The organism is Frankia alni ACN14a (assembly GCF_000058485.1).
In the GTDB taxonomy this organism is placed as follows: domain Bacteria; phylum Actinomycetota; class Actinomycetes; order Frankiales; family Frankiaceae; genus Frankia; species Frankia alni.
On record NC_008278.1, the window covers coordinates 3,210,141 to 3,231,454 of the forward strand.

The window sequence follows — 21,314 nt, forward strand, 5'->3', positions numbered from 1 at the left end:
GTTGTCGTGATCGGCGCCGGGTTGCGGAGGTGAACGGATGTCCAAGTCCCTGGACGAGGCCATCTACGCCTTCACCGGAATGCGGCTTCCCGGCGCCGATCCGAACAAGATGTGGGCCCTGGCCGACGACCTTGACCGCAAGGGCGACGTAGTCCTCAACACGTTGTCGCCGGAGTTGACGCAGATCGTCCGCGCGGTCCAGAGCGGCGTGCACGGTCAGGCCGGGCGGCGGTTCACCGCCCAGACGCTGCCGTTCGTCATCAGCGACCCGAAGCTCCTGCTTCAGGCCGGCATGCTGCTGAAGTCGGCGGCCACGCTGCTGCGCGGCCAGGCCCTGCAGATTGACTACACCCGCAAGCAGGGCTTCGTCATGTTCATCTTCATGCAGATCCAGCTGGCGATCGCGGCGATCGAGGCCGCGTTCGGCGACGAGGCGGACGCGGCCGCCCGCATCGCCGAAACCCGGACGATCATCCAGCGCATTCTCTCCCTGGAGACGGCCAAGACGGCATCGAAGATCACCGCGATGCAGATGTTGTTCATGCCCGGTTCGTCGATCGTGGCCCAGGCGTGGCAGATCCTGGCCGGCAAGCGAGGCGGTCTGGACGGCGGCGAGATCGGGCACATGGTCGAGTACGGGTTCGCCGCCGCCGCCTTCTCCATCTTGTCCCTGCCCGGCATGAAACCAGCCATGGGCAAGGTGGATCAGTGGCTGAAAAACATGGGCATCGACAAGGGCATCGACAATCCCCTCGCCGGTCTGGCCGTCGCGACCCTCGTCTCCGGGTTGACGGAGACCGGCGGCGGAATCTTCGCCAGCGGGGCGGTGGATGGTCAGTGGGGAATCGCCTCCGTCGTCGACGATCTGCTCTCCGGCTCCGTCGAGGGCAGCGCAGAGCATCTGGCTGGCCTATTCGGTAAGGGAATGCGTGGCGGAAAACCACCTGCCATCGATCCCGAAATCGCCGCTATTCTGAAGAATCTGAATCTCAACAACCTCGGCCCGGGACCGGCGGACTCGAATCTCAACCTGGACCAAAGCGGCGGGCCCGATGACGACGGAGGCGGTGACGGCCCCGTCGGGAGCCGTGGCGGTGACGGTCCGTCGGCCGGCGCGACCGGGCCGGCCGACGGGGCGGATTCGCATCTGCCCCCCGGCGGTCCGCTGGACGGTCCCCAAGAGTATACGCCCAGCCTGCACGACGTCGACCTGGACCCGTTCTCGGGCTCCGATTCGGACCGGTCGGATTCGGATTCGGACTCCATCTTCAGTCTGGCCTCGGACGGTTCCACCGACACCGATCTGAGTGACACCGATCTGAGTGACACCGATCTGCCGTCGGTAGCCGACCTGTCCGGTCCCGAGCTGAACGGGCCGAGTCCGAAACCGTTCCGGCCGGATCTGGGCACGGAGGGATTCGACGGACCGGCCGAGGTCCATGACCACCTCATCACGCCGCCGCACGTGCCCGAAATCCATGATTCCGATTCGGACCGGTCGGATTCGGATTCGGACTCCATCTTCAGTCTGGCCTCGGACGGTTCCACCGACACCGATCTGAGTGACACCGATCTGAGTGACACCGATCTGAGTGACACCGATCTGCCGTCGGTAGCCGACCTGTCCGGTCCCGAGCTGAACGGGCCGAGTCCGAAACCGCTCCGGCCGGATCTGGGCACGAAGGGGCTCGACGGACCGGCCGAGGTCCATGACCACCTCATCACGCCGCCACAGGTGCCCGCCCTCCATCCGTCCGGCGATCGGGCGCCGGACACACGGCAGGTCGATCTCAGTGGTCCCGGTCCGAACGTCACCTCGATCCGGCCCGCTCCCCACCCCGCGCCCGGTCTAGGCCGTGGTCCCGATGCGGTCACCACGCCGGTCGACGGCCCGTCGGACGTCGGAAGATTGTCGCCGGTCGATCAGGTTTCGCCGCGACCGGCGCCGGCGCCGGCCGGTCCTCTCTCGGCCACCTCGCCCGTGATCCCCGTCGACGGGGTTGTTCCTCCGGCGGCGCCCGCCCGCCCGCCGAGCCACCAAGCACCCGCGAACTCGCTGGTGGCGCCCGAGTCGGTCGTGGGATCCCTGACGCCTCCAGACCTGAGGGGTCCGATCACGGCCGACGCCTCGCCGCTCATCCAAACCGGACCGGTTCCACCGCGGGCCGGCAACACGGGACCGTCGGGGTCGGCGCTCGGAAGCTGGGCCGTCTCCCAGCCCGATCCTTTGCTCAGCAACATCACCGCACCCGCACCCGCACCCGCTCCACCGGCGTCGCCCCTCGCTCCCGCTCTGTCGACCCCGCCGGCTCTGTCGACCCCGCCGGCTCTGTCGACCCCGCAGGTCCCGCCGGCCGTCGGACCGAACCCGCCCGCCGGACCGCAGCACACGGCTTCGCCTCCGTCGCTGGACAGCCGGCCTGCCGCCTCCCCGGAGACGTCCTCCTTCTCCGATGGAGCTTCCTCGGACGCGCCGGCACCGGCGCTTGCTCCCCCGATCGCCGGCGGCGCTACCGGGCACCTCGTGGGATTGCCACATGCGAGCGGCACCGAGCCGACTGGCGAGGCCTCGGATTCGCCGGCCGCAGACGACCAGTCGTTCACTCCCGCACCGTCGTCGGACTCGCCGCAGTCATCCGCCGCCTCGACGAGCCCGGTGCCGCCGATCACCGGCGATCCGCCGCCGGCCTCGACCGCGGGCCCGGCCTCGACCGCGGGAGGCGACGTGGCCCACCTCGGGACGGTCGACGAGATCCTTCCGGTGCCGCCGGGGCAGAAGAGCGTGCCGGGGGAGCCGGCAAATCCAGTGTCGCTCCACCCCGTGGGCGCTGAGCACGATCTGCTGGACTGGGTACGTCTGAACCTACAGGCCCGCCCGGCGACTCGGGAGATCGGCGACGGCGAGATCCTGCAGGTCTACCGTGATCTGCGGGCCCAGATGGCGAACCGGTCCAGGGTGACGAAGGACCTCGCCGTCGATGTGGCCTCGCTGCTGCGAGGCGAGGAAATCGGACGGCTGCGCGGGGGAGCCCCGGGTTACGCTGCCGAACCGAATCCCGCAACGTGGGCCGATCGGCCCGATTTCACTACTGCGAGAGTGTCCCCCCAGGCCGACCAGTGGCGCGGCGTCCGCCTGGAGCTGGACGTCCCGGAGGGCGTCCGCTCGTTCACCAATACCGATCTGAGCGCGAATCAGCGAGAGAGTCTGGACCGCTTCGCCGAACAGGTTGCCGCCGACGCCGCGCGGCGGGCTCGCGACGGGCTTCCACCGCTGACCGTTCACCTGGAAGGCGGGGGCAACGGCAGACTTGTCGGCTACAGACGCGCGCTCAGAAGCGGACAGCTTCGCGCCGACTCGGCTTGGCGAGTGCTCGCGCCCGCCGTGGCCACCCGTCTGGTGCAGTTGGGCGTACCGCCCAACGTGGTCACCTACCAGACGCACACCCGAGGTGCTCAGCCGACGGGCGCCACGCCTGCGGCACCAGGGCTCGGCTCCGGCGGAGGTCGGTCGAATCCGCCCGCGGAGGTGAGCCAGCAGCACCGTCAGATAGTGGGATGGCTGACCGAGAGCACCGCCGCGACCCCCGCCGTGATTCCCACGGTTGCGCCGCGTGACCCAGAGCCTCAGGCTGACGGGCAGTCCCCCCCGACCGTGGAATCCACCCCGCCACCCGCCGAGGTACCGGCACCGGTCGATCCCGCTCCGCCCGCGGATTCTGCTCCGCCGGTTGGTGATGGGCGTCCGGTTCGTAATCTGGATTTTGAGTTTGCTCCTGCGGTGGCGCCGAAGGGTGTGAAGGACTGGGAGCTTGACGAGGATGGTCGGCTTCGGGTCAACCCGTTGTGGAGCAGGTTGGAGGATTTCTCGCCCAAGCATTTGGAGGGGAGTCCTGCGGGGGCGTTGTGGCAGTTTGCGGTGGGTGCGGACGGCCAGGTTTTCGTGGGTAGCGAGTCGGTGACGTCGATTGTTTCGGCGGCGGAGCTGGATGAGTTGTTCGCCTGGATGTCTCCGCATAGTCCGGAGTTGACGCGGGATCAGTTGGAACATGATCTGATGATGCACGGACATCCGACGATCGTGGTGGGTTTTGATCCGGTGTCGGGTCGGACGGTGACGGTGCCGGCCCGGGTGAGTGGTGAGCTGAGTCGGCGGTCTGATGGTCGTTGGGTTATCAACGACAAGTCGGGCCGGTATATGAGTAAGAAGGTTCGGGGTAATCCTTCGACGGATGAGCTGACGCGGTGGATGTCGAACGTGGCCGATCTGATGTCGGCGCATTTCGGTTTCCCGGTCGAGTTCGAGCTTCTCAAGCACGCCGACCCGGCCCCCGCGGCTCTGCCCCCCGCAGCCGTGCCGACAGACCCCGTCCCGCCGCCGGCCTACGCCCCCGCTCCGCCTGTCGACCCCGCGTTGTCCGGAGATCCAGCTCCGCTTGTCGACCAGGCGGCGCCGCCCGGTTCCGCGGTGCGGGTTGATCCGCAGCCGCAACTCGGTGCCATTCCGCCGCAGGATCCCCAGTCGCGGCAGCCGCCCTCGTCTGGCGCCGCCCAGGACGATCAGTTGGCGATCTCCGAGCAGCCGAGGGACGGCGATGCGACTCCGTCGGCGCCTGGGCCACTCCACCCGCTGAGCCCTGAGGACAATCTGCTGTCCTGGGTGCGTCTGAACCTACGGGCCCGTCCGGCGGATCGGAAGATCGGCGACGGCGAGATCCTGCAGGTCTACCGTGATCTACGGTCCCAGAACGCGAACCAGCGGAGGGTGACGAAGGAACTCGCCGACGATGTGGCCGCGATCCTGCGAGGCGAGGGGATCGGACGGATGTTCGGCGGCGCCCGGGGTAACGCTGTGGACCTGGGCCTCGGCACTCCTCTCGAACCGCATGATCCGACTCCGTCGGGTTCGACTCCGTCGGGTTCGACTCTGCCGGTTCCGCCGATGCCGTCACGGCCGGCGCCGGGCCGCCCGCTGATCCTGGACCTTCCCGCGCTGGATCAGGACGGTGACCGGTGGGCCGAGCAGACGATGGCCGCACTGGACAATGCCGGTAATGCCGGTGTCGCTGGTAACGCCAGTGGTGCGGGTGAGATCGCCGACGGCGTCGTCGTCAGAGACTTCGCCTTCGAGCCCCGGACGACCACCCCGCAGCTTTCCTCGACCCGGCAGCCTTCCTCGACCCGGCAGCCTTCCTCGACCCCGCAGCCTTCCTTGACCCCGCGGCCTTCCTTGCCCCCGCCGTCGACGAGGCCGCAGCCGCCGGTGACGCCGGTGACGTCTCAGTCCGCGAACGCGAACACGGTGCGCCGGTCCGGTGATGTGGTCACGCTGCCCGACGGCCGGTCGTTCCGGGTACGCAACGTCCCCGGGGAAGTCGGGGACTGTTTCCCCTGGGCGCTCAGGCTGAGTGCCCAGCAGCAGATTCAGCCTGGCGCCACGACGTCGACGTCGCGAGCCCCCGCAGGCCTGTCGAGTTCCGTTCCGATCAGGAATTTCCGCGCCGAGCTGGCCCGGCGGTACCGGGAGGAGGTGCGCCAGGCCGCCCGCCGTGGTGAGACCCATCCGGACACCGTCCGGGAGATCGTGCCGCTGCTGCTCGGCGATCTTACGGACGATGCCGTCATCGCCATTCTGCAGGATGCCGGGAGGAGGATTGTCCCGACCCAGAGGCAGATCGATGTCTGGTCTCGGGAGGAGCAACACAGGGCGGCCAGGAATCTGCTGGCCGATCGGCGGGCCGCTGCCGGAGAAGACCGGGCGCAGGCGTGGGACCAGGTGCTCGACCTTCCCATCGAGTTCGTCGAACAGGAGGTCGGCCGCCAGCCCTCGCCCGATCCCACGGGGTTCGCCCTGACCGACCCTCATCTCCGCGCCCTGCGCGCGGACCTCGGAGACTGGTTGAGGGAAAGCCCTGCCACTCGGTTCCGGATGATTCAGCCCTGGCTACCCCGGCCCATGGCGCCCGTCGTCCGCCATGTCCGGGCGGCGCTTCTGCGAGACCGCCGGCTGCCCACGTTCACCGACCTACTGGCGTCGGCCATCGAGGACCGCGACCTGTGGAACACCCCGATCGGCGAGGAGGTGCCGGGCGCGATCGCCCGTGTCGCCGACCTGGACGTTCGCGTGTTGCAGGCGGGACAGGAAGAGCTCGGGCTCAACGAGGCGGCCGTCGGCCGCCCCACCGTCCACCTGCTCCGGAGCGGTAACCACTACCTCGGGCTGGAGCCGATTGTGCGCCCGGCCGTCACCGGCCCGGCAACTCCCTCGACAGCGAGCACGCCGACGGCTCCTGCGACGCCGGGCAGGCTCGGGGAGGGCAACGGACCGGACAGCCCGAGCCCGATCTCGACGACGCCGGCGTCGGACGCCGCCGGAGGGAAGGACTCCGGCCCGCCGCCGACGCCGCCGACGTCGACGCCGCCGAAGTTCGAGCCGAAGCGCTGGCCGGAGAAGACCAGCGGCCGGCCGGGCGGTTCCACCTTCCCGCCGCCCACGAGGGTCTCCCGGCATGGCCGGCTGGGTGCCTCGGACACGGTGATCGGGCTGTATCCGGGGGAGAACGACGCCTACCGGTGGATCGAGCAGCAACTGAAGGAGCCCCTGGGCGGGGCCTGGGCGGAGATCGAGCCGGATGTGCGGAACTTCGTCCAGGCTTCGGTGGTCAAGGCGCGGATCGCCGGGATGTCCCGCGGTGATCGGCGTCGGCTCACGATCAACCAGCGGGGGTGGACGGGCACCATCACCCTCGATGCCCTGGTCCGGGACTTCTCGCCCGTCCGTAACGTGGAGAAGTTCGAATTCGAGGGCGGTTCGGAGTCCCAGGGCACCGCAGGTGATCTTCACGAGTCGCGGTGGAGAACCAACGTCAGTCTCCCGGTGCGGGCCACGACGCCGAAGTTCCAATGGACCGGCGTCCTCGGCCGGTACTGGGACTCCAGCCGCGGGACCAACGAGACGAGCAGCGGGCGGACGGTCGCGAAATCCAAGGTGGTCGAGCCCGCCACGCTGTACGACGGCACCACCGATCTCGGCGTCACCATCGATCTCCGTCGCGTGAAGGTCGGGAAACATATCGCCCCGAAACGCCAGGTGTTCGCGATCGGCACGCGGATTGCGACGCCGAGCGCCGACAGCCCCGACGCCGACGGCAGTCCTCGGCCGCGCGAGACCCACTACACGGCTCCGCAACGGGTGCAGCGGGATCACCGCCTCGGGTCCACGGACGTCGTGCTGGACGTGCACCCGCTGATGCCGAAGGGCCTGCGGTACATGCGGGACACCCGCGGCATCGAGGGGGTCCTCGACGACCTCGATCTGTCGGGCACCTTCGTCTACGGCTCGATGTGGCAGCGGGTGAAGCAGGAGATCCTCGCCGAGGTCGACCTGGACCGCATCCACCAGCACCTGAAGGGAATGATGTCCGGTGATCCGCTGGCGGTGAGGCTGGAGTCGGTCGACGAGACGCTCGAGATCTCCGCGGAACTGGTCGCGCTCGACCATGTGCGGGCGACGGCCCAGACGGAGTTCAACTCCGGCACCGAGACCTACCGCTTCACCTCCGACCAGCGCATCACCTCAGACGCTCTGCAGCTCCCCGCGGGCGGCCAGTTCCTCGGCACGGTGAAGACCGCCTTCGACATCACCGGCACCGGGACCGGGCAGACGGGCCGCGACACCATCCTGCTGAGGGACTCGCTGACGAAGTCCGGCGTGGCGAACAAGACCAAGAACTCCGACGGGCAGAAGTTCGACGGCCGCACCAGACTGACCTTCCACCTGCGCAACAAGCCGGCCGTCGGCTCGGTGCGGACGGCCCAACCGACGGCGGAACTCGGCATCACCACGGTGATCGAGACGGACGAGGCGCAGCGGGTGGACAAGCCGACCCACTGGGTGGCCAAGCCGACGACGCCCGCTCCCCACGCGACCCTGCCGAGACGGGCCGCAACGGATCCGATCGTGCCGACCCCTTCGACCGTGCCGGCTCCGCCGACCGCGCCGACCCCGCCAAGACGGGCCGCAACGGATCCGACCGCGCCGACCGCGCCGACCGCGCCGACCGATCTGACCGCGCCGACCGATCTGACCGCGCCGACGGCTTCGACCGTGCCGACGTCGACAGCACCGGGGCCGGTGGGCTCGACGACGTCGGCCGCCGCCGACGCGCCCCCGCCGGCCGCGCCTCGCGACGTGCTGGTGCCGCCGGCACGGATCTGGAGCAATGGTCCGGGAACGGGGCTGCGGGACACGGACACCGTCCGCGACCTCTATCACATGGAGCGGATCCGGGCGGCGCTCGATCAGCAGGGTCGGGCGTTCTTCGGCGAGCGAACCTGGAACGAGATCCGCCAGGAAGTCCTGACCTGGTTCAACCGGGATCGGCTCGCGGCCTACCTGGCCTCGATGACACGGGGTGCCGTCCTCGACGGCCCGGAGCTCAACCAGCGGGACGTGCCGCCGAGGGCGTTCATTCAGGCGCGGGCCAAGGTCACGTCGACCACCTTCCGGCGGATAACGAGGACCGAGCTGTCCCCGCAGGACGAGACGAGCGCGCAGTTCTCCCGGCGGCGGCTGAACTGGTGGAGCCAGCAGACGACCGCGGTGCTCGGCGGTGTCCCGGCCTTCGCGGGGGGAGAGGTCGCACTGCAGGGTCTGGGCGGCAAGGAGTTCCGGCGCCGGACGGGCTGGCGCCTGCTCAGCTCCGGAAAGATCGTCGCCGGTGCGAAGTTCCCCGCCCGGGTCGGGATCTTCGACAGCGACGTCGAGTTCGAGTTCACCTTCGGCGCCCTCGCCAAGAAGAACGTGTCGACCCCGGCGACGGTGCAGTCCGAGATCACGATTCCCGAAGGGGACGGCTTCCGCTTCCCGGACTCCACCCTCCCGGCGGCCAGGATCACCGCGAACACCCACCCGGCGGAGCTGAACGCCCATCAGGCGGAGCTGGACGCCAAGTCGACGACGGGGACCGACGGCGACCCGAAACCCTCCCCGGTGCAGCCCAGCGGCTACCTCGTCGGACAGCCGTCCACGTCGAGCGAGGGTGTCCAGGCACCCGCCCGGGTGACGGACGAGCGCCGGATCAGCCCGAGCGACATCGTGCTGAGCATGGGCGCCGACGACCGGGTCGTCATGCGGGAGGTGACCCGCGACCTGCAGCCGCTGCTCGGCTACCGCTGGCGGCGAAACGAGAGGCGGCTGAACCGACGTTACGAGGGCGACCCGCTGCGGGCGAGGCTGTCGGAACTCTCCGGTGGGGAGGAGGTGACGACCAAGGTCAGGGGTTTTCTCGTCTGGGGCAAGGTGGCCGTGCGGGCCGAAATCGGCAACCTGGCCTATCACGAGCCCGTGCCCGGCATCGAGATGGAGAGCGGGACCGAGACGTCGCATACCCTCGGCGGCAACATCGACTCCCGTAATCGGGACGTCGTGCTGTTCCCGGAGAAGGTGAAACTCGACGGCCCCCATCTGAATATCAACGCCACCGCCGCCTACAACCGGGACAAGTCGACCTCACATGCCGGTTTCGGCGGCGGACGTACCGTTGCCAAGGGCAAGACGGTGGAAGAAGGGGCGCATTTCAAGGGACCTGTCCGCTTCGTCGTGAGTTACGACCTGCGTCGCCTGGGCTTCCCGCTGCGCCGGGGGCCGCGGACGGTCACCATTCCCGACGCCTCGGTCATCTTTCCGATGCGTGACACCCGGACCGGGGCGGCCGGCCAGCCGCCGGTCGACCGGACCCCCGCCACCGCCTTCGCCCCGCCGTCGCGGATCCGGCAGACGCGCCGCCTCGGATCCTCCGACATCGTGCAGGACCTGCGCGGCCTGCCCGCCCTTCCCGGCGATCGCCTGCGGGGCATGGACGACATCCTGCGCCACGTCGACGGGGAGGGCCGCCGGGTGTTCGGGCACCGGTGGAACGCGGCGAAGAAAAGGATCGAGAAAGAGGTGCCCCTGGTCCGTCTGCAGTACGACCTGCGGTCCATGACCGCGGGCGATCCGATCGAGGTCGCGGTGCCCGGCGGCCGCGTCCTGATCACCGCGTCCCTGCCGGAATCCGCCGAGGATCTGCCGCACGTGGGCAACACCGGCCAGACCGAGTTCAACACCGGCGCCGAACAGAGCAGTGCCACCGCGACGACGGACGGGGTCACCGCCTACGGAATCTCCCGCAGTATCACCACCACGACGCAGATCTTCTACACCACGGACCCCGTCGGAGTGGTGCCGTTCAAGGGCCGATTCGGCGGAAACGTGATCGCCCAGGGGGGCAACGACGACATCATGACCCAGTCGATCATGTCGCGCGCGGCGATGACGACGAAGACGAAGAAGCCGGGCGCGGTTTTCGACGGTCAGCTCCTGCTCCACTTCCGCATGGAGCGCAACCCCTGGTACGGCAAGCCCAGGATCAGGATTCCCGATGCCCCCGCGCGGCTGCGTGTCCTGACGGACCAGACGGAGGCCGAGACGCTGCCGGCCCAGGACCGTCCGCAACCGGCCACACCAGCCGCCCCGATCCCACCGGCCGCGACTCCGGTTCCACCGGCGCGGATCTGGAGCGACCAGGCCGACCGTGGTCTGCGGGACACCGACGTCGTGCGAAGCCTGCCCGAGACCGCCGGTCTGCATCAGGCCCTCGACCTCGCGGGCCGGGAGCTGTTCGGAAAGCGGACGTGGCAGAAGATCGGTCCCGCCGTCCGGACGGCGTTCAGCAACCCGAACCTGACCGCCTCGCTGGCGGGGATGACGCGCGGCGAGCCCATCACCGTTCCGCGGCTGCTGAACAACGTGATCTCCCGATCGACCTCCGTCTCGGCCACCGCCCGGATCCTGCACCTACGTCACCTGCGAACCGACGAGGCCGCCGAGCTCAATCCGGTCAACGAGACCACCACCGCGGTGTCGCGGCGAGGGCAGTACTGGACGGCCGGCGGCCTGCAACCCCAGATCGGCTTCGTGGTCGGCGCTCCGGCGGCGGATGTGAGCGTCGATCTCATCGCGGGTCCGACCTACCGGACGAGGAACACCGACGTCGCCGGCTCGGCCGGGCGGGTGCTGGGCAACGGCAAGTTCCTGAGCCCCACGGCGAACTACGAGGGATTCGTCGAAATCTCCATCACCCTCACCCATGGCAACACCACCCGCGTCGTCACCGGCGCCGTGCCGGTGGAGCTGGGCTTCCCGGTCGAGGAACTGTCGATCGACTTCGATCCGGGCACGGTCACCACCTTCGACCTTCCCGGGGACGAGGGCGCTTCCGTCCAGTGGTACGGGCCGCGGGACATGGACCTTCCGGAGCCCCGCGTCCCGGCGACGACGGCGCCTCCCGCAGCGCAGTCGGGGGGCTCGTGGCGGGACGTCGGACTGGAGCTGGATCTCCCGGAGGGCCTGCGGGTCTTTGGAGCCGCGGATCTGAGGACGCACCAGCGCGCCGGCCTTGATCAGCTCGCCGAGCAGATTGCGGCGGAGGCGGCGCGGCGGGCCCTGGCGGGGGAGCCGGCCCTGGTGGTGCACCTGGAGGGTGGGGGCAGCGGTCGAGCGGTTGTTGCTGGCCGTGCGGTGCGGTCCGGGGGTTATCGTGCGCTGTCCGCCTGGCAGGTGCTGGCGCCGGTGCTGGCGCGGCGGCTGGAAGCGGTCGGCCTGCCGGCCGACGCGGTCGGCCACGAGACGCACACGCGAGGTGCCGGTCCCACCTCCGGGTCGACGCAGGCCGGCGGGTCGACGCAGGCCGGCGGGGCGGCTGCTCCACGGCAGACGCGGGAGCAACGTCGGGAGCGTCGTCGGGTGTCGATCTGGCTGGCCGAGGACCCGACGGTCCGCCCGCCGGTCCTGCGCCCACCGGCCACCTCGGCGCCGCAGCCCGCGGCGCTGCTCCCAGAGCCGGCCGGCGACCGTGCGCAGGCGCCGGGCCGGTCGGGGTCCTTCGCGCGTGGCGAGCAGCCGGTCGTTCCCCGCCGGACCTCGTCGTTGCGACCTCCGCCGGCCGTCGCGCCCGCACCGCCGCCGCTGCCGCGCGGGCCGGAATCCGTCTCCCCGACGCCGCCGGCCTCCGGTACGCCGGGCTCCGGTACGCCGGCCGGCGACCGTGCGCAGGCACCGGGTCGGCCGGGGTCCTTCGCGCGTGGCGAGCAGCCGGTCGTTCCCCTCCGGGCCTCGTCGTCGCGACCGCAGGCCGCCGTGCCCGACGTCGCCCGCCGGACCTCGTCGTCGGGCTCTGCGCCGGCCGTCGCGCCTGCCGTTGCCCAGCGGACCCCGTCGTTGAGTCCTCCCCCGCCCGTCGGTCTCCCTTCGATCCTGGAGGTCCCGGAGGAGGACCTCGCGCCGCAGGAGGGCCTCCCGCCGCAGGATCCCCCGCCGCGCCAGCCGCCCTCGTCCAGCCCCCGACGGGCCGCGGATGTAGACGCGATCACCGTCGCTGCGCCGGTTGTGGTGACCGAGCCGGCTGTGGAGCCGGGTTCTGGACTCGCCGCGCCGTCGACCAGGTCGGTTGCGCCGTCTCGTCCGGTGGCTGAGGAACGGGATCTCCTGGAGATGGTGGGGGCGAGGTGGCCGGTCGGGTCGGCGCGTCGGGAGCCTGGCGAGGGCGAGATTCTGGCGGTGTATCGAGAGTTGCGGTCGCGGCTGCAGAACGAGCGGCAGGCGACGAGCACGCTGGCCGACCAGGTGATCGCGGTCCTGCGCGGTGAGCCGATCGGGCGGGTGCTCGGTGGGGCTGACCGAGTCGATCCCGCGGAGGAGCCGGAGGGGCCGGGGGAGCAGGGGGAGCCGTGGCGGGACATCCAGCTGGAGCTGGATATCCCGGAGGGCGTGCGGGTTTTCGGGCCTGCGGATCTGACGACGGACCAACGCAACCGCATTGGTCAACTCGCCGACGAGATTGCGGGGGAGGCGGCGCGGCGGGCCCGAGCGGGGGAGCCGGCGCTGGTGGTGCACCTGGAGGGTGGGGGCAGCGGCCGGGCGGTTGGCCTTGGTCGCGCGGCGCGTTCCGGGCAGTATCGTGCGCGGTCCGCCTGGCAGGTTCTGGCGCCGGTGCTGGCGCAGCGGCTGGCCGCGGTCGGCCTGCCGGCTGCGGCGGTTGGTCACGCGACGCATACGCGGGGTACGGGGCTCACGTCCGCGCCGGCGCGTGCCGGCGAGCCCGACGCCCGACCTGGAGGGGACGACCAACGCGGGGAGCGCCGTCGGGTGGCGATCTGGCTGGCCGAGGACCCGACCGTCCGCCCGCCGGCGATTCGTCCGACGACCCTCCCGGCGCCGGAGCCGGCACGACCGGGGGCAGCCGACGAGATCACTGTCGCGAGACCGGCAGTGTCGTCCTCGGGCCCGCCGCAGGTACAGCCGCAAACGGTGAACCGGTCTCATGCCAATGCCGACTCCCAGGGCGAAAGGACCGAGGTATCGGACACGGCGCCCCGATCTGCAGTTGCACCATCGACGCCGGGTGTCGATCCGGTCGCGGTGGCCCCGGCGCCGAACGGTCCGCTCCGGCCGGCGGTGGACTCCGTTGAAGATCGCCGTACCGGCGGCGCAGCGGAACCCGCACCCGAACTTGGCGATGCCGCTCGGCCTGGTTCGGATTCGCCCAGCCTTCTCGATGAGGATTCTGAGGCAGGCACTCGTGATCCCGACGGGGCTGTACCCATCGAGAGGTCGGAGGAATTTGACGTCCAGTTCGATGCGGGACGTGGGCTGGTGGTCGCGGGAGGAATGGACGTACTTGCGGAAGGGCTGGTGGGCAGGCCGGATGTGACAACGGTTTTCCTGCCTCGGAGGGACGACGGTTCGCTGGGCGTCGCGCGGCGGGAGGGCGGTCACCTGGAGCCGCTGTCGTCGGACCTGTTGCAGATGATGCTGACCGCGGCGGGCTGGCGGGGTGGGCCCGTGCAGGTGTGGGCACCAGGTACACCGGCGGCGCGGCGGGCCGCTGTTGAGGGTGACGGCTCCGCCGACGGCGCCGCGGAGGTCAGTTCCGTGGACGGTGCTGCGGAGGTCAGTTCCGAGGACGGTTCCGTCGTGGATGCCTCCGCCGACGACGTCCCAGAGCCAGGAAGGCGTCAGCTACAGCTACAGCTGGAGTTGTTTGCCAGGGACCTGATGACGGAGTTCTGGGTACCCGAGGAGAGCGCCTCGCAGCACGTGGTCGACGGCCGGCTGACCGCGCAGGTTGATGGGCCGGGGAGCCCCTGGCATCTGGTGGGACCGGATGAGAGCCGACGCGGTGAACGCGGAGTGATCACGCCACCGGTGTGGCTGACTGTCGCGTCGGACGGTTCCCTGATACCCAGAAGGCGGCGACGCACGGTGGTTTTCCATCAGGGCGCCGCGTCGTTGACGTTGTCCGACTATCTCCAACAACTGCCATTTCTCCGAGCCCTCGGAGAGGCAAATTCCGGGATTTTTGAGCTGGTTTATCCTGAAGAGGGTTTCGGGTTGGAGTTGGATGAACAGTTTTTCCGGGAGGATGTCGATGAATATGAGGACCCCCAGCACGTTCCCTCATTCACGAACTTCCTGCAGCAGGCGGGCTGGCGGGAACATCGCGGCGATATTCGACTGTGGACCGCAGGTGGGCCGCGGGAGTCGGCGGAGACGCTGCACCGCTTCTCCGAGCTCGCCCGCGCGGAGGTGTTGGTGCTCGATGGGGACAGCCACGGCGTGTTCCGCGACGGCGAGCTACGGGCGGTCGACCGCAACGGGCGGCCGAGCGAGTGGCGAATGCTCGGGCCGTTCGCGGACACGGTGCTGAGTAGATGGGAGTCGATCGATGGTGTGGCGCGGTTGCGGCCGGCCGACGCGGTGGTCCGGACCAATACCGGGCTGATCAACACGTCCAGCGCGGAGTACTGGTCCGCGGTGAACCGCGCCAATGGGAACGCGGGCCGGGACGACGTCTTTGAGGTGCGGGGCTTCGAGGTCCGGCGTAACGACAGCGGCAATGCCGAGTTTGTGATCCGACACCTGGACGGAACGTCCCATTTTCTGTCGCCCGTGCAGATGGCTGCCTATCTTGTTCGTCACGGCTGGCGCCGGGATCGGCAGCCACTGGTAGTCACCGAGAGCCTGGATCATGAGGAGAGCGAAGCCAACGGGGCGGAGTCGGTCGAGCTGCAGCGTCGGGCGGCGTGGACGTACGTGGGCCTGGCCGCCGGTGCGTTCGTCTTCGTGCCGGGGGCCGGCAGCGAGGTTGTGATCGAGGCCGGTGGCCATGCCGCGGTCGTCACGCGCCAGGGGCGGGCTGCCGGGGTGTGGGAGGCCCTGCACACACCGGCCGATCAGGCTGCGCCTCTGGTGACCGACCCGCTGGGGCGGTTGTGGCGGCCGGATGCTCCCGGGTGGCGGCAGATGGCCGCCCCTGGGCTGGCAGCCCCCAACGTTGAGATGGTGCAACGGAACGCGGCGCAGTATGCGACCAGATCCCTGGGGTACCCGCCGGGTGTGTTCGTGCTTGATCTCCCCACGTTGCAGGACGGCCATCTCGGTGTGACATTCGGGGACGGCGGGGTGGCCCCGCTCGACGGGATATTGCTCGATGAGCTCCTCGCCGCCGCGCGGGCGAGGCGAGGCGAGCCGATCGCGATCATCGCGCTCTGGACAGTTCCACCCTCCACCGAATCGGGTTACCGGGCCTTCGTGGGTGACGTCGAGCGTCTCGTCGCAGCCTTCGGCAGACCGGTCGCTCATATCATCCGCGGGATGGACCCGTACCAGCATCGGGACGTGCCGGGTGGTCCTCCGGTGCGGCCGCCGTCAGGGCCGACGGTACATCGCCCGCAAGGCCCTCGACAGCTTGAAATGAGGATTTCCGCGCCGTCCGAGCTGCTTGCGAACGCCGAGGGTTCCACGCGACCGCTGCTGCCGAACTACCTGTCGATCAACGGCGACTCCCGGATCGTCGAGGACCGCGGGGATCGCGGCGTCCGGTCGTTCGAGAGCGACTCATTGCTCTTTGGTCAGCACAGCGATGAGCCGGAATCGCAGGCGGAGATAGCAGAATGGGTGCAGGCGCTGGCGGCCCTGCCGTTCTCCGCCGACCGGCCGCCGCTCGTGGTCGTCCACACGACCGCGAGCGGCGAGGTGTCGTGGCGGCCGGACCGGCGGGTGCCGGTCGAGGCCCGTGAGGTCAGGGACTTCCTGCGGGAGGTCGGAAGGTCTGGACGGGCACGTCGGCCGGATTCTCCGATCCGGCTGGTCTCTACCCGGATGGACCAGAACGAGGGTCCTCTTGAGGCGCTGGCCGCGGAAATCTCCGCCCTGATCGGGGGCCTGCCGGTATATGTCGGCCATAATGCCTCCTACAAGCGCGATCGGTCGGATATCGAGGCGCCGAGGTGGGTTCCCGTGATCGCGCCGGCCGGGTCCGCGCCCGACGTGGAGCGGGACACAGCGCCGTTGAGCCACGTCCAGGACAGCCTGACGGGGAGTCTGGTGCCCCTCCAGCGCAGTTTTCAGCCGCCGGAGTCCGATACATCGGAGTGGTATCTGGCCGGGGCGTCGATCGCCGATCTCCAGGTGGCGCCGTTGATCGACGAGCAGGGGATCTTCGGGGTCGATCTGTCCGGTCGATGGTCCGACGCACCGTCGCCCGGGCTCCTGCCCGAGGAGCTCGGCGCCCCACCTGCTCCGGCGCCGACCAGGCCGACGCGGCGTCCGGGCGGGTTTCTGGTAGTGGCCGAGGGCCAGCTGGATATCGTACAAGGGCAGCATTCGACAGTGGGCAAGGTACGGATTCCGCCCGAGCAGTTGGCCGCGATCGTGCTGGCCCACGCCCCGCGGGACTTCACCGGTGCGGTGTACCTGGGCGTCGGGGGCCTGGAGGAGCCGCCGGGTGCCCTGTCGCCCCGACCGCGCAGCACCAGTTTCTCCGCGCTGGTGCGCGGTGAGCTTGGTATGCCGGTGTATTCCACCCATCGGCGGGAGCCGGATCTCAACGGTGGCGGAGACTGGCATGAGGCTCCCCCGCTGATCTGGGCACCGCTGATCGGAAGCTTCGGCGCGGAGGGTATGAACCTCTGGTCGACGGACTTCGGCACGTCCACCTCCGATCTGGTCAGCGAGCTGCGTCGGCAGGTCGACGAAGCGCGGGCTCACGGCGCATTCCCGGTCGTTGTCGCCAGCATGGCCGACGGCCGGCTGGCGCTGCGCGGTCCGCGTGGCCTCGAACCGGTCGCCCCGCGTCCCCTGGCCCGCCTGCTCCGGGCCGAGATGGAGCGGATCGGCGTTGGTCTCGATGCACCCATCTCCTTCATTCCGGTCGCGCCCGGTGAATCCCGATCGGCCACCTACGAGGCGCGAGTCAAGCGGTTCATCGACGAGGTGACCGAGCATCTGCTGGACATGCCGGCCGACCGGCCCGTTCAGTCCGCGGTAGAGGTTCCGCCGTATCAGGGGCCGGGGAATATCCTACGGCTGGGGTCTGCCGGGCACGGACGGGTGATGCCGGTGCCGTGGGGCATTCCGAATGATGAGGAGGGCCTGGTCGCTGCGGTTCTGCAGAGCGCGGCGGCACAGTATCCCCAGTCCGAGCTGGCCGAGTTGCATCGCCTGTTGGTGGCCGCGCCGGGGCCGGTGGCCGGTGCGATTCGCGCCGAACTCGCCGCCTTCTCCTCAAGCCTGCTCGTCGCCGATTCGGACTGGCCGCATGGACGGACGGGCGTCGATGTGGTGGTCGATCTCCTCAGTGACGGCGAGGTGGATCAACTGGTTGCCGGACAGGACCGGGACGGGCGACCGTTGCGGGATGTGGTGAGAGAGACCCTGTCGAACGCCCCGGACGATCCGATGTGGGACCAGGTGGAGGGGCTGGCAGAAGGATCGCCGCGGGAGCAGCGTCGCGTTCAGGCGACGGCGGCAGTGCGAAATCTGGCCCGGTCGCTGGGCCGGCTGCCGTCGGCGGCGGAGATGTTGGCGATGGTGGTGCGGAGGGATCGACGCTATGACGGCGGGCTGGCCGCGATGTTCGGTCCGCAGCTGCTGGCAGCCATGTTGGGCGTCCGGGTGGGCTGGGTTTCCGGGGCCGGCACAGTGGCAGACGGCTCGGCGGGGACGGTGTGGGTGTATCAGCATCCCGACCTGGACACCCCGCTGAGCCTTTACCACGCGGTGCAGCCCCTGGGACAGACGTCGACGGGTGCGCCCGTGCAATATCCGGCTCCGGGAGCACCGAAGGAGGAGGATGTTCTTCGTTCGGTGGACCGGGCCCGGCAGATTCTGCGGGATCGCCTGACCCGGTTGTCGGCTCCTCCGCCCTACACCCCTTCCGCGGAGTCGACCGGTCCCGTACCGCTCTCCGAATCTGTCCAGTCGGTCCAGCCGGTTCAGCCGGTTCAGCCGGCTCGGTCGGTTCAGCCGACGCAGCCGCCTCCAGGGGGAGTTTCGGGTGCCGGCGGCCGGCCGGAGCCGGTGGCTGGTCCGGTGGTGGCTGGTCCGGTGGTGGCTGACGTGCGGCGCGATGGTCGTGATTTCCAGGTTCTTCAGGTTCCCGGAAACGGGCTCTGCTATTTCACGTCGCTGATTGTGGGTGCCCGGGACCAGGCGCCTGATTCGCCGGTTGGCGCTATGGATGTGGCGGAGCTGAGAGACCACGTACTCGCCTGGCTCGCGGGGCCGGCCGGGGAGGGGACGCGGAACGGTCTGGACCAGCCGGACCAGGGAGGTGGGCCCGGGTCGGTGGCGCGGCACCTGGCCCGGGGTCTCGGGCTGACCGGGCTGCGATCTGTCCTGGGGTGGGCGGCCCCGGAGCGAGGGAGGAGTGAGCCGGTCTATCTTCTCGACGAACTGGTGGCGACGGTTACCCAGTCTCCGACCGGTGCCGAGTGGAATCGGCTCCTGAGAATGTCGCCGTTGCTGGCGGGGCTGGGGCGCCCGGGGGAGTTCGTCGGGATGCGGGTGAGTGATCTGGTCGCCCGCGCGATTCGGGATCCCGCCTGGTGGCATACGCCGTTCTTCGACCTGGTCCCGCAGATCGTTGCTCGAGCGACCGACCTGGACGTGGTGGTCCTGACGACGAGGACGGGCCACCTGCCTCGAACCGATCATCTACATCAGTCGGCCGACGCCTCACGGGCGAGCGTGTACGTGCAGTACAACGGCGTGGATCACTATCAGGCCATGGTGAACGGTCCGGCGGTGGGGACCGGTACGCAGGCGGCCCGGGGCGGTGATCTGTCGGGTCCGGGAACGGCGGTGGCGATAGCGGGTCTCGCTGTTCGGGCTGATCCGGAACGTGGGGTGGTGGTCGCGGAGGGAATGGAGGAGCTGGCGGCCGGGTTGGTGCGCCAGCCGCACGTGACATCGATCTTCCTGCCGCGGGACGAATTCGGTTGGCTCACAGTTCTTCCGCGGGCGGAGGGTCGACCCAAGATGGTGACACCGGACGTGCTGCGGGAAATGCTGACGGCGGCCGGCTGGCGGGGTGGACCGGTGCAGGTGTGGGCGTCGGAGGAGTCGCCGAGGGGGTCGGCGAGATGGTGGGCCGACCTGGCGGACGCGAAGTCGCGGGCCGAGACGTTGCGGAAGCACGCGCAGCTTCTGGCCTCGGAACTGCGGACGGAGTTCTGGCTGCCGGAGGAGGGCGTCGAGCAGCGGGTGGTAGACGGCCGGCTGAGCGTGCAGTACTCGCTGGGGACCGGCTGGCACCCAGTGCAGCCGGAGACGGCCAAACGCCGCAGCGTGATAACGCCTCCTCTGTGGCTGTCTCCGGCGGCAGACGGCTCCCTGGAGCTGGGTGCGGTGTCGAGCCCGGTGGTGTGGGGCAGTGGGTTGGCCTCGGTGACGTTGGCGGAGTATCTGCATGACCTTCCTACCCTGCAGGCGATGGCACAGGTCCACGATGGGCCGTTCGAGCTGGTTCTACCGGCTCATGAGGGTGGCCTCGGAGTCGTGACCGGCGGCCGGCGGATGCCGTTCCGGGATGACGACGCGCGGCGTTGGTACCCGACCCCCACTTTGGCGCAGTATCTGACGACGGCGGGCTGGACGAAGGATCTTCGGAACTACGTGGACCTGCGGGTGTGGACAGGGGGCGGGCCGGGCCGGTCGGAGCAGGCGCTGGAGCAGTTCGCCGCCGCCGAGGGCGTCGAGGTGCTGGTCGTCAATCGGGGTAGTCGTGCCCAGTACGACCGAGCGGCCGGCCGGATGCTGGTGGTGAACGACCGGGGGCAGCCGACGCAGTGGCGGGCACTGGGGCCGCTGGCGCAGCGGGGACTGAGCAAGTGGGTCACCCACGACGGCAGGGTGCGGCTGCGTCCTGACGATGCGGTGGTCCGCACGAGCACGGGGCTGACCGGGACGAAATTCGGAAACTACCTGTCCACCGTCAGCCACAGCGGGGAACTCGCGGTTCGAGATGACGTCTACGAGCTGCGGGGAATCGAGGTCCAGTTCGATCAGGCCGGTGCGCCCTGGTTCGTGATCAGAAGACTGGACGCGAAGCTCCGTGCCCTGTCGCCGGAGCAACTGCCCGCCTATCTGGAGGGTCACGGGTGGCGGCCGGGCCAGCCTCTTGTGATCATTCCTCCTGGAATCGTCGACGATCGGCAAGCCGATGTGGAGCGGCAGATGTGGCAGCGGGTCGGCGCCGCGGCGGACGTCTTCGTGTTCGCGCCGCCCCGTGGAGTCGACGTCGAGTGGGCCGGTGACCATCGTGCCCTCGAGAGCGGCGACGAGCAGTGGGAGGTCCTGCACGCACCCGCAGATCGGCCGGTCCCGCTGGTGACCGACCCGGCCCGACGGTTGTGGGCGCCGGACGCCCCTGCCTGGCTGCAGATGACCGGCAACGGGCTGGCAGCGCCCACCGCCGAACTGGCGAAAAGAAACCGAGACCGATACGGGTTCGAAACGCAGGGCTACCCGCCCGGCGTCTTCGCGCTTGACCTTCCCCTGCAGTCGGACGGTCATCTCGGCGTGGCGTTGGGGGACGGCCGAGAGCGCTCCGTCGATGAGATCGGGGTGGACGCGCTTGTCGCCGCGGCCCACGCAGCCCAGCACGCGCCGATCGAGACGGTGGTCCTGTGGACGGGGCCGCCAACGGAGGACGACCAGTACCAGGCTTTCGTCCGTGACGCGGGCCGACTGGCCGCCGCCTTCGGTCGGCGGATCGTCTGGCCCCGTCGGGGCGTTCGTCTCCGGGCCGCCGATCTGCGCGCCTCGCTCGAGAGGTTGCTGCGCGCGGCCTCCCCCGAGGACCGCCGGGACGTCATCGAGGACCTCGAAGAGGACCTGGAAATGGTCTATCCACCCGACTCGCCGAACGGGACCGCGGACGAGCAGCAGGACGCCGTGAACCGTCCGGCCCCCTGACGGCGTGTCGTCGGCAGAG

At 69.8% G+C, this 21,314-nt stretch carries 1 protein-coding gene; it reads left to right on the forward strand.

Annotated features, from left to right (window positions below; all coding sequences use genetic code 11):
• Window positions 1–37 precede the first annotated feature (37 nt).
• The gene (locus FRAAL_RS12955) at window positions 38–21,295 is read left to right on the forward strand and encodes a hypothetical protein (protein WP_011604114.1); all 21,258 of its coding nucleotides are present in this window, start codon (window positions 38–40) and stop codon (window positions 21,293–21,295) included.
• The last annotated feature ends 19 nt before the right edge of the window (window positions 21,296–21,314 follow it).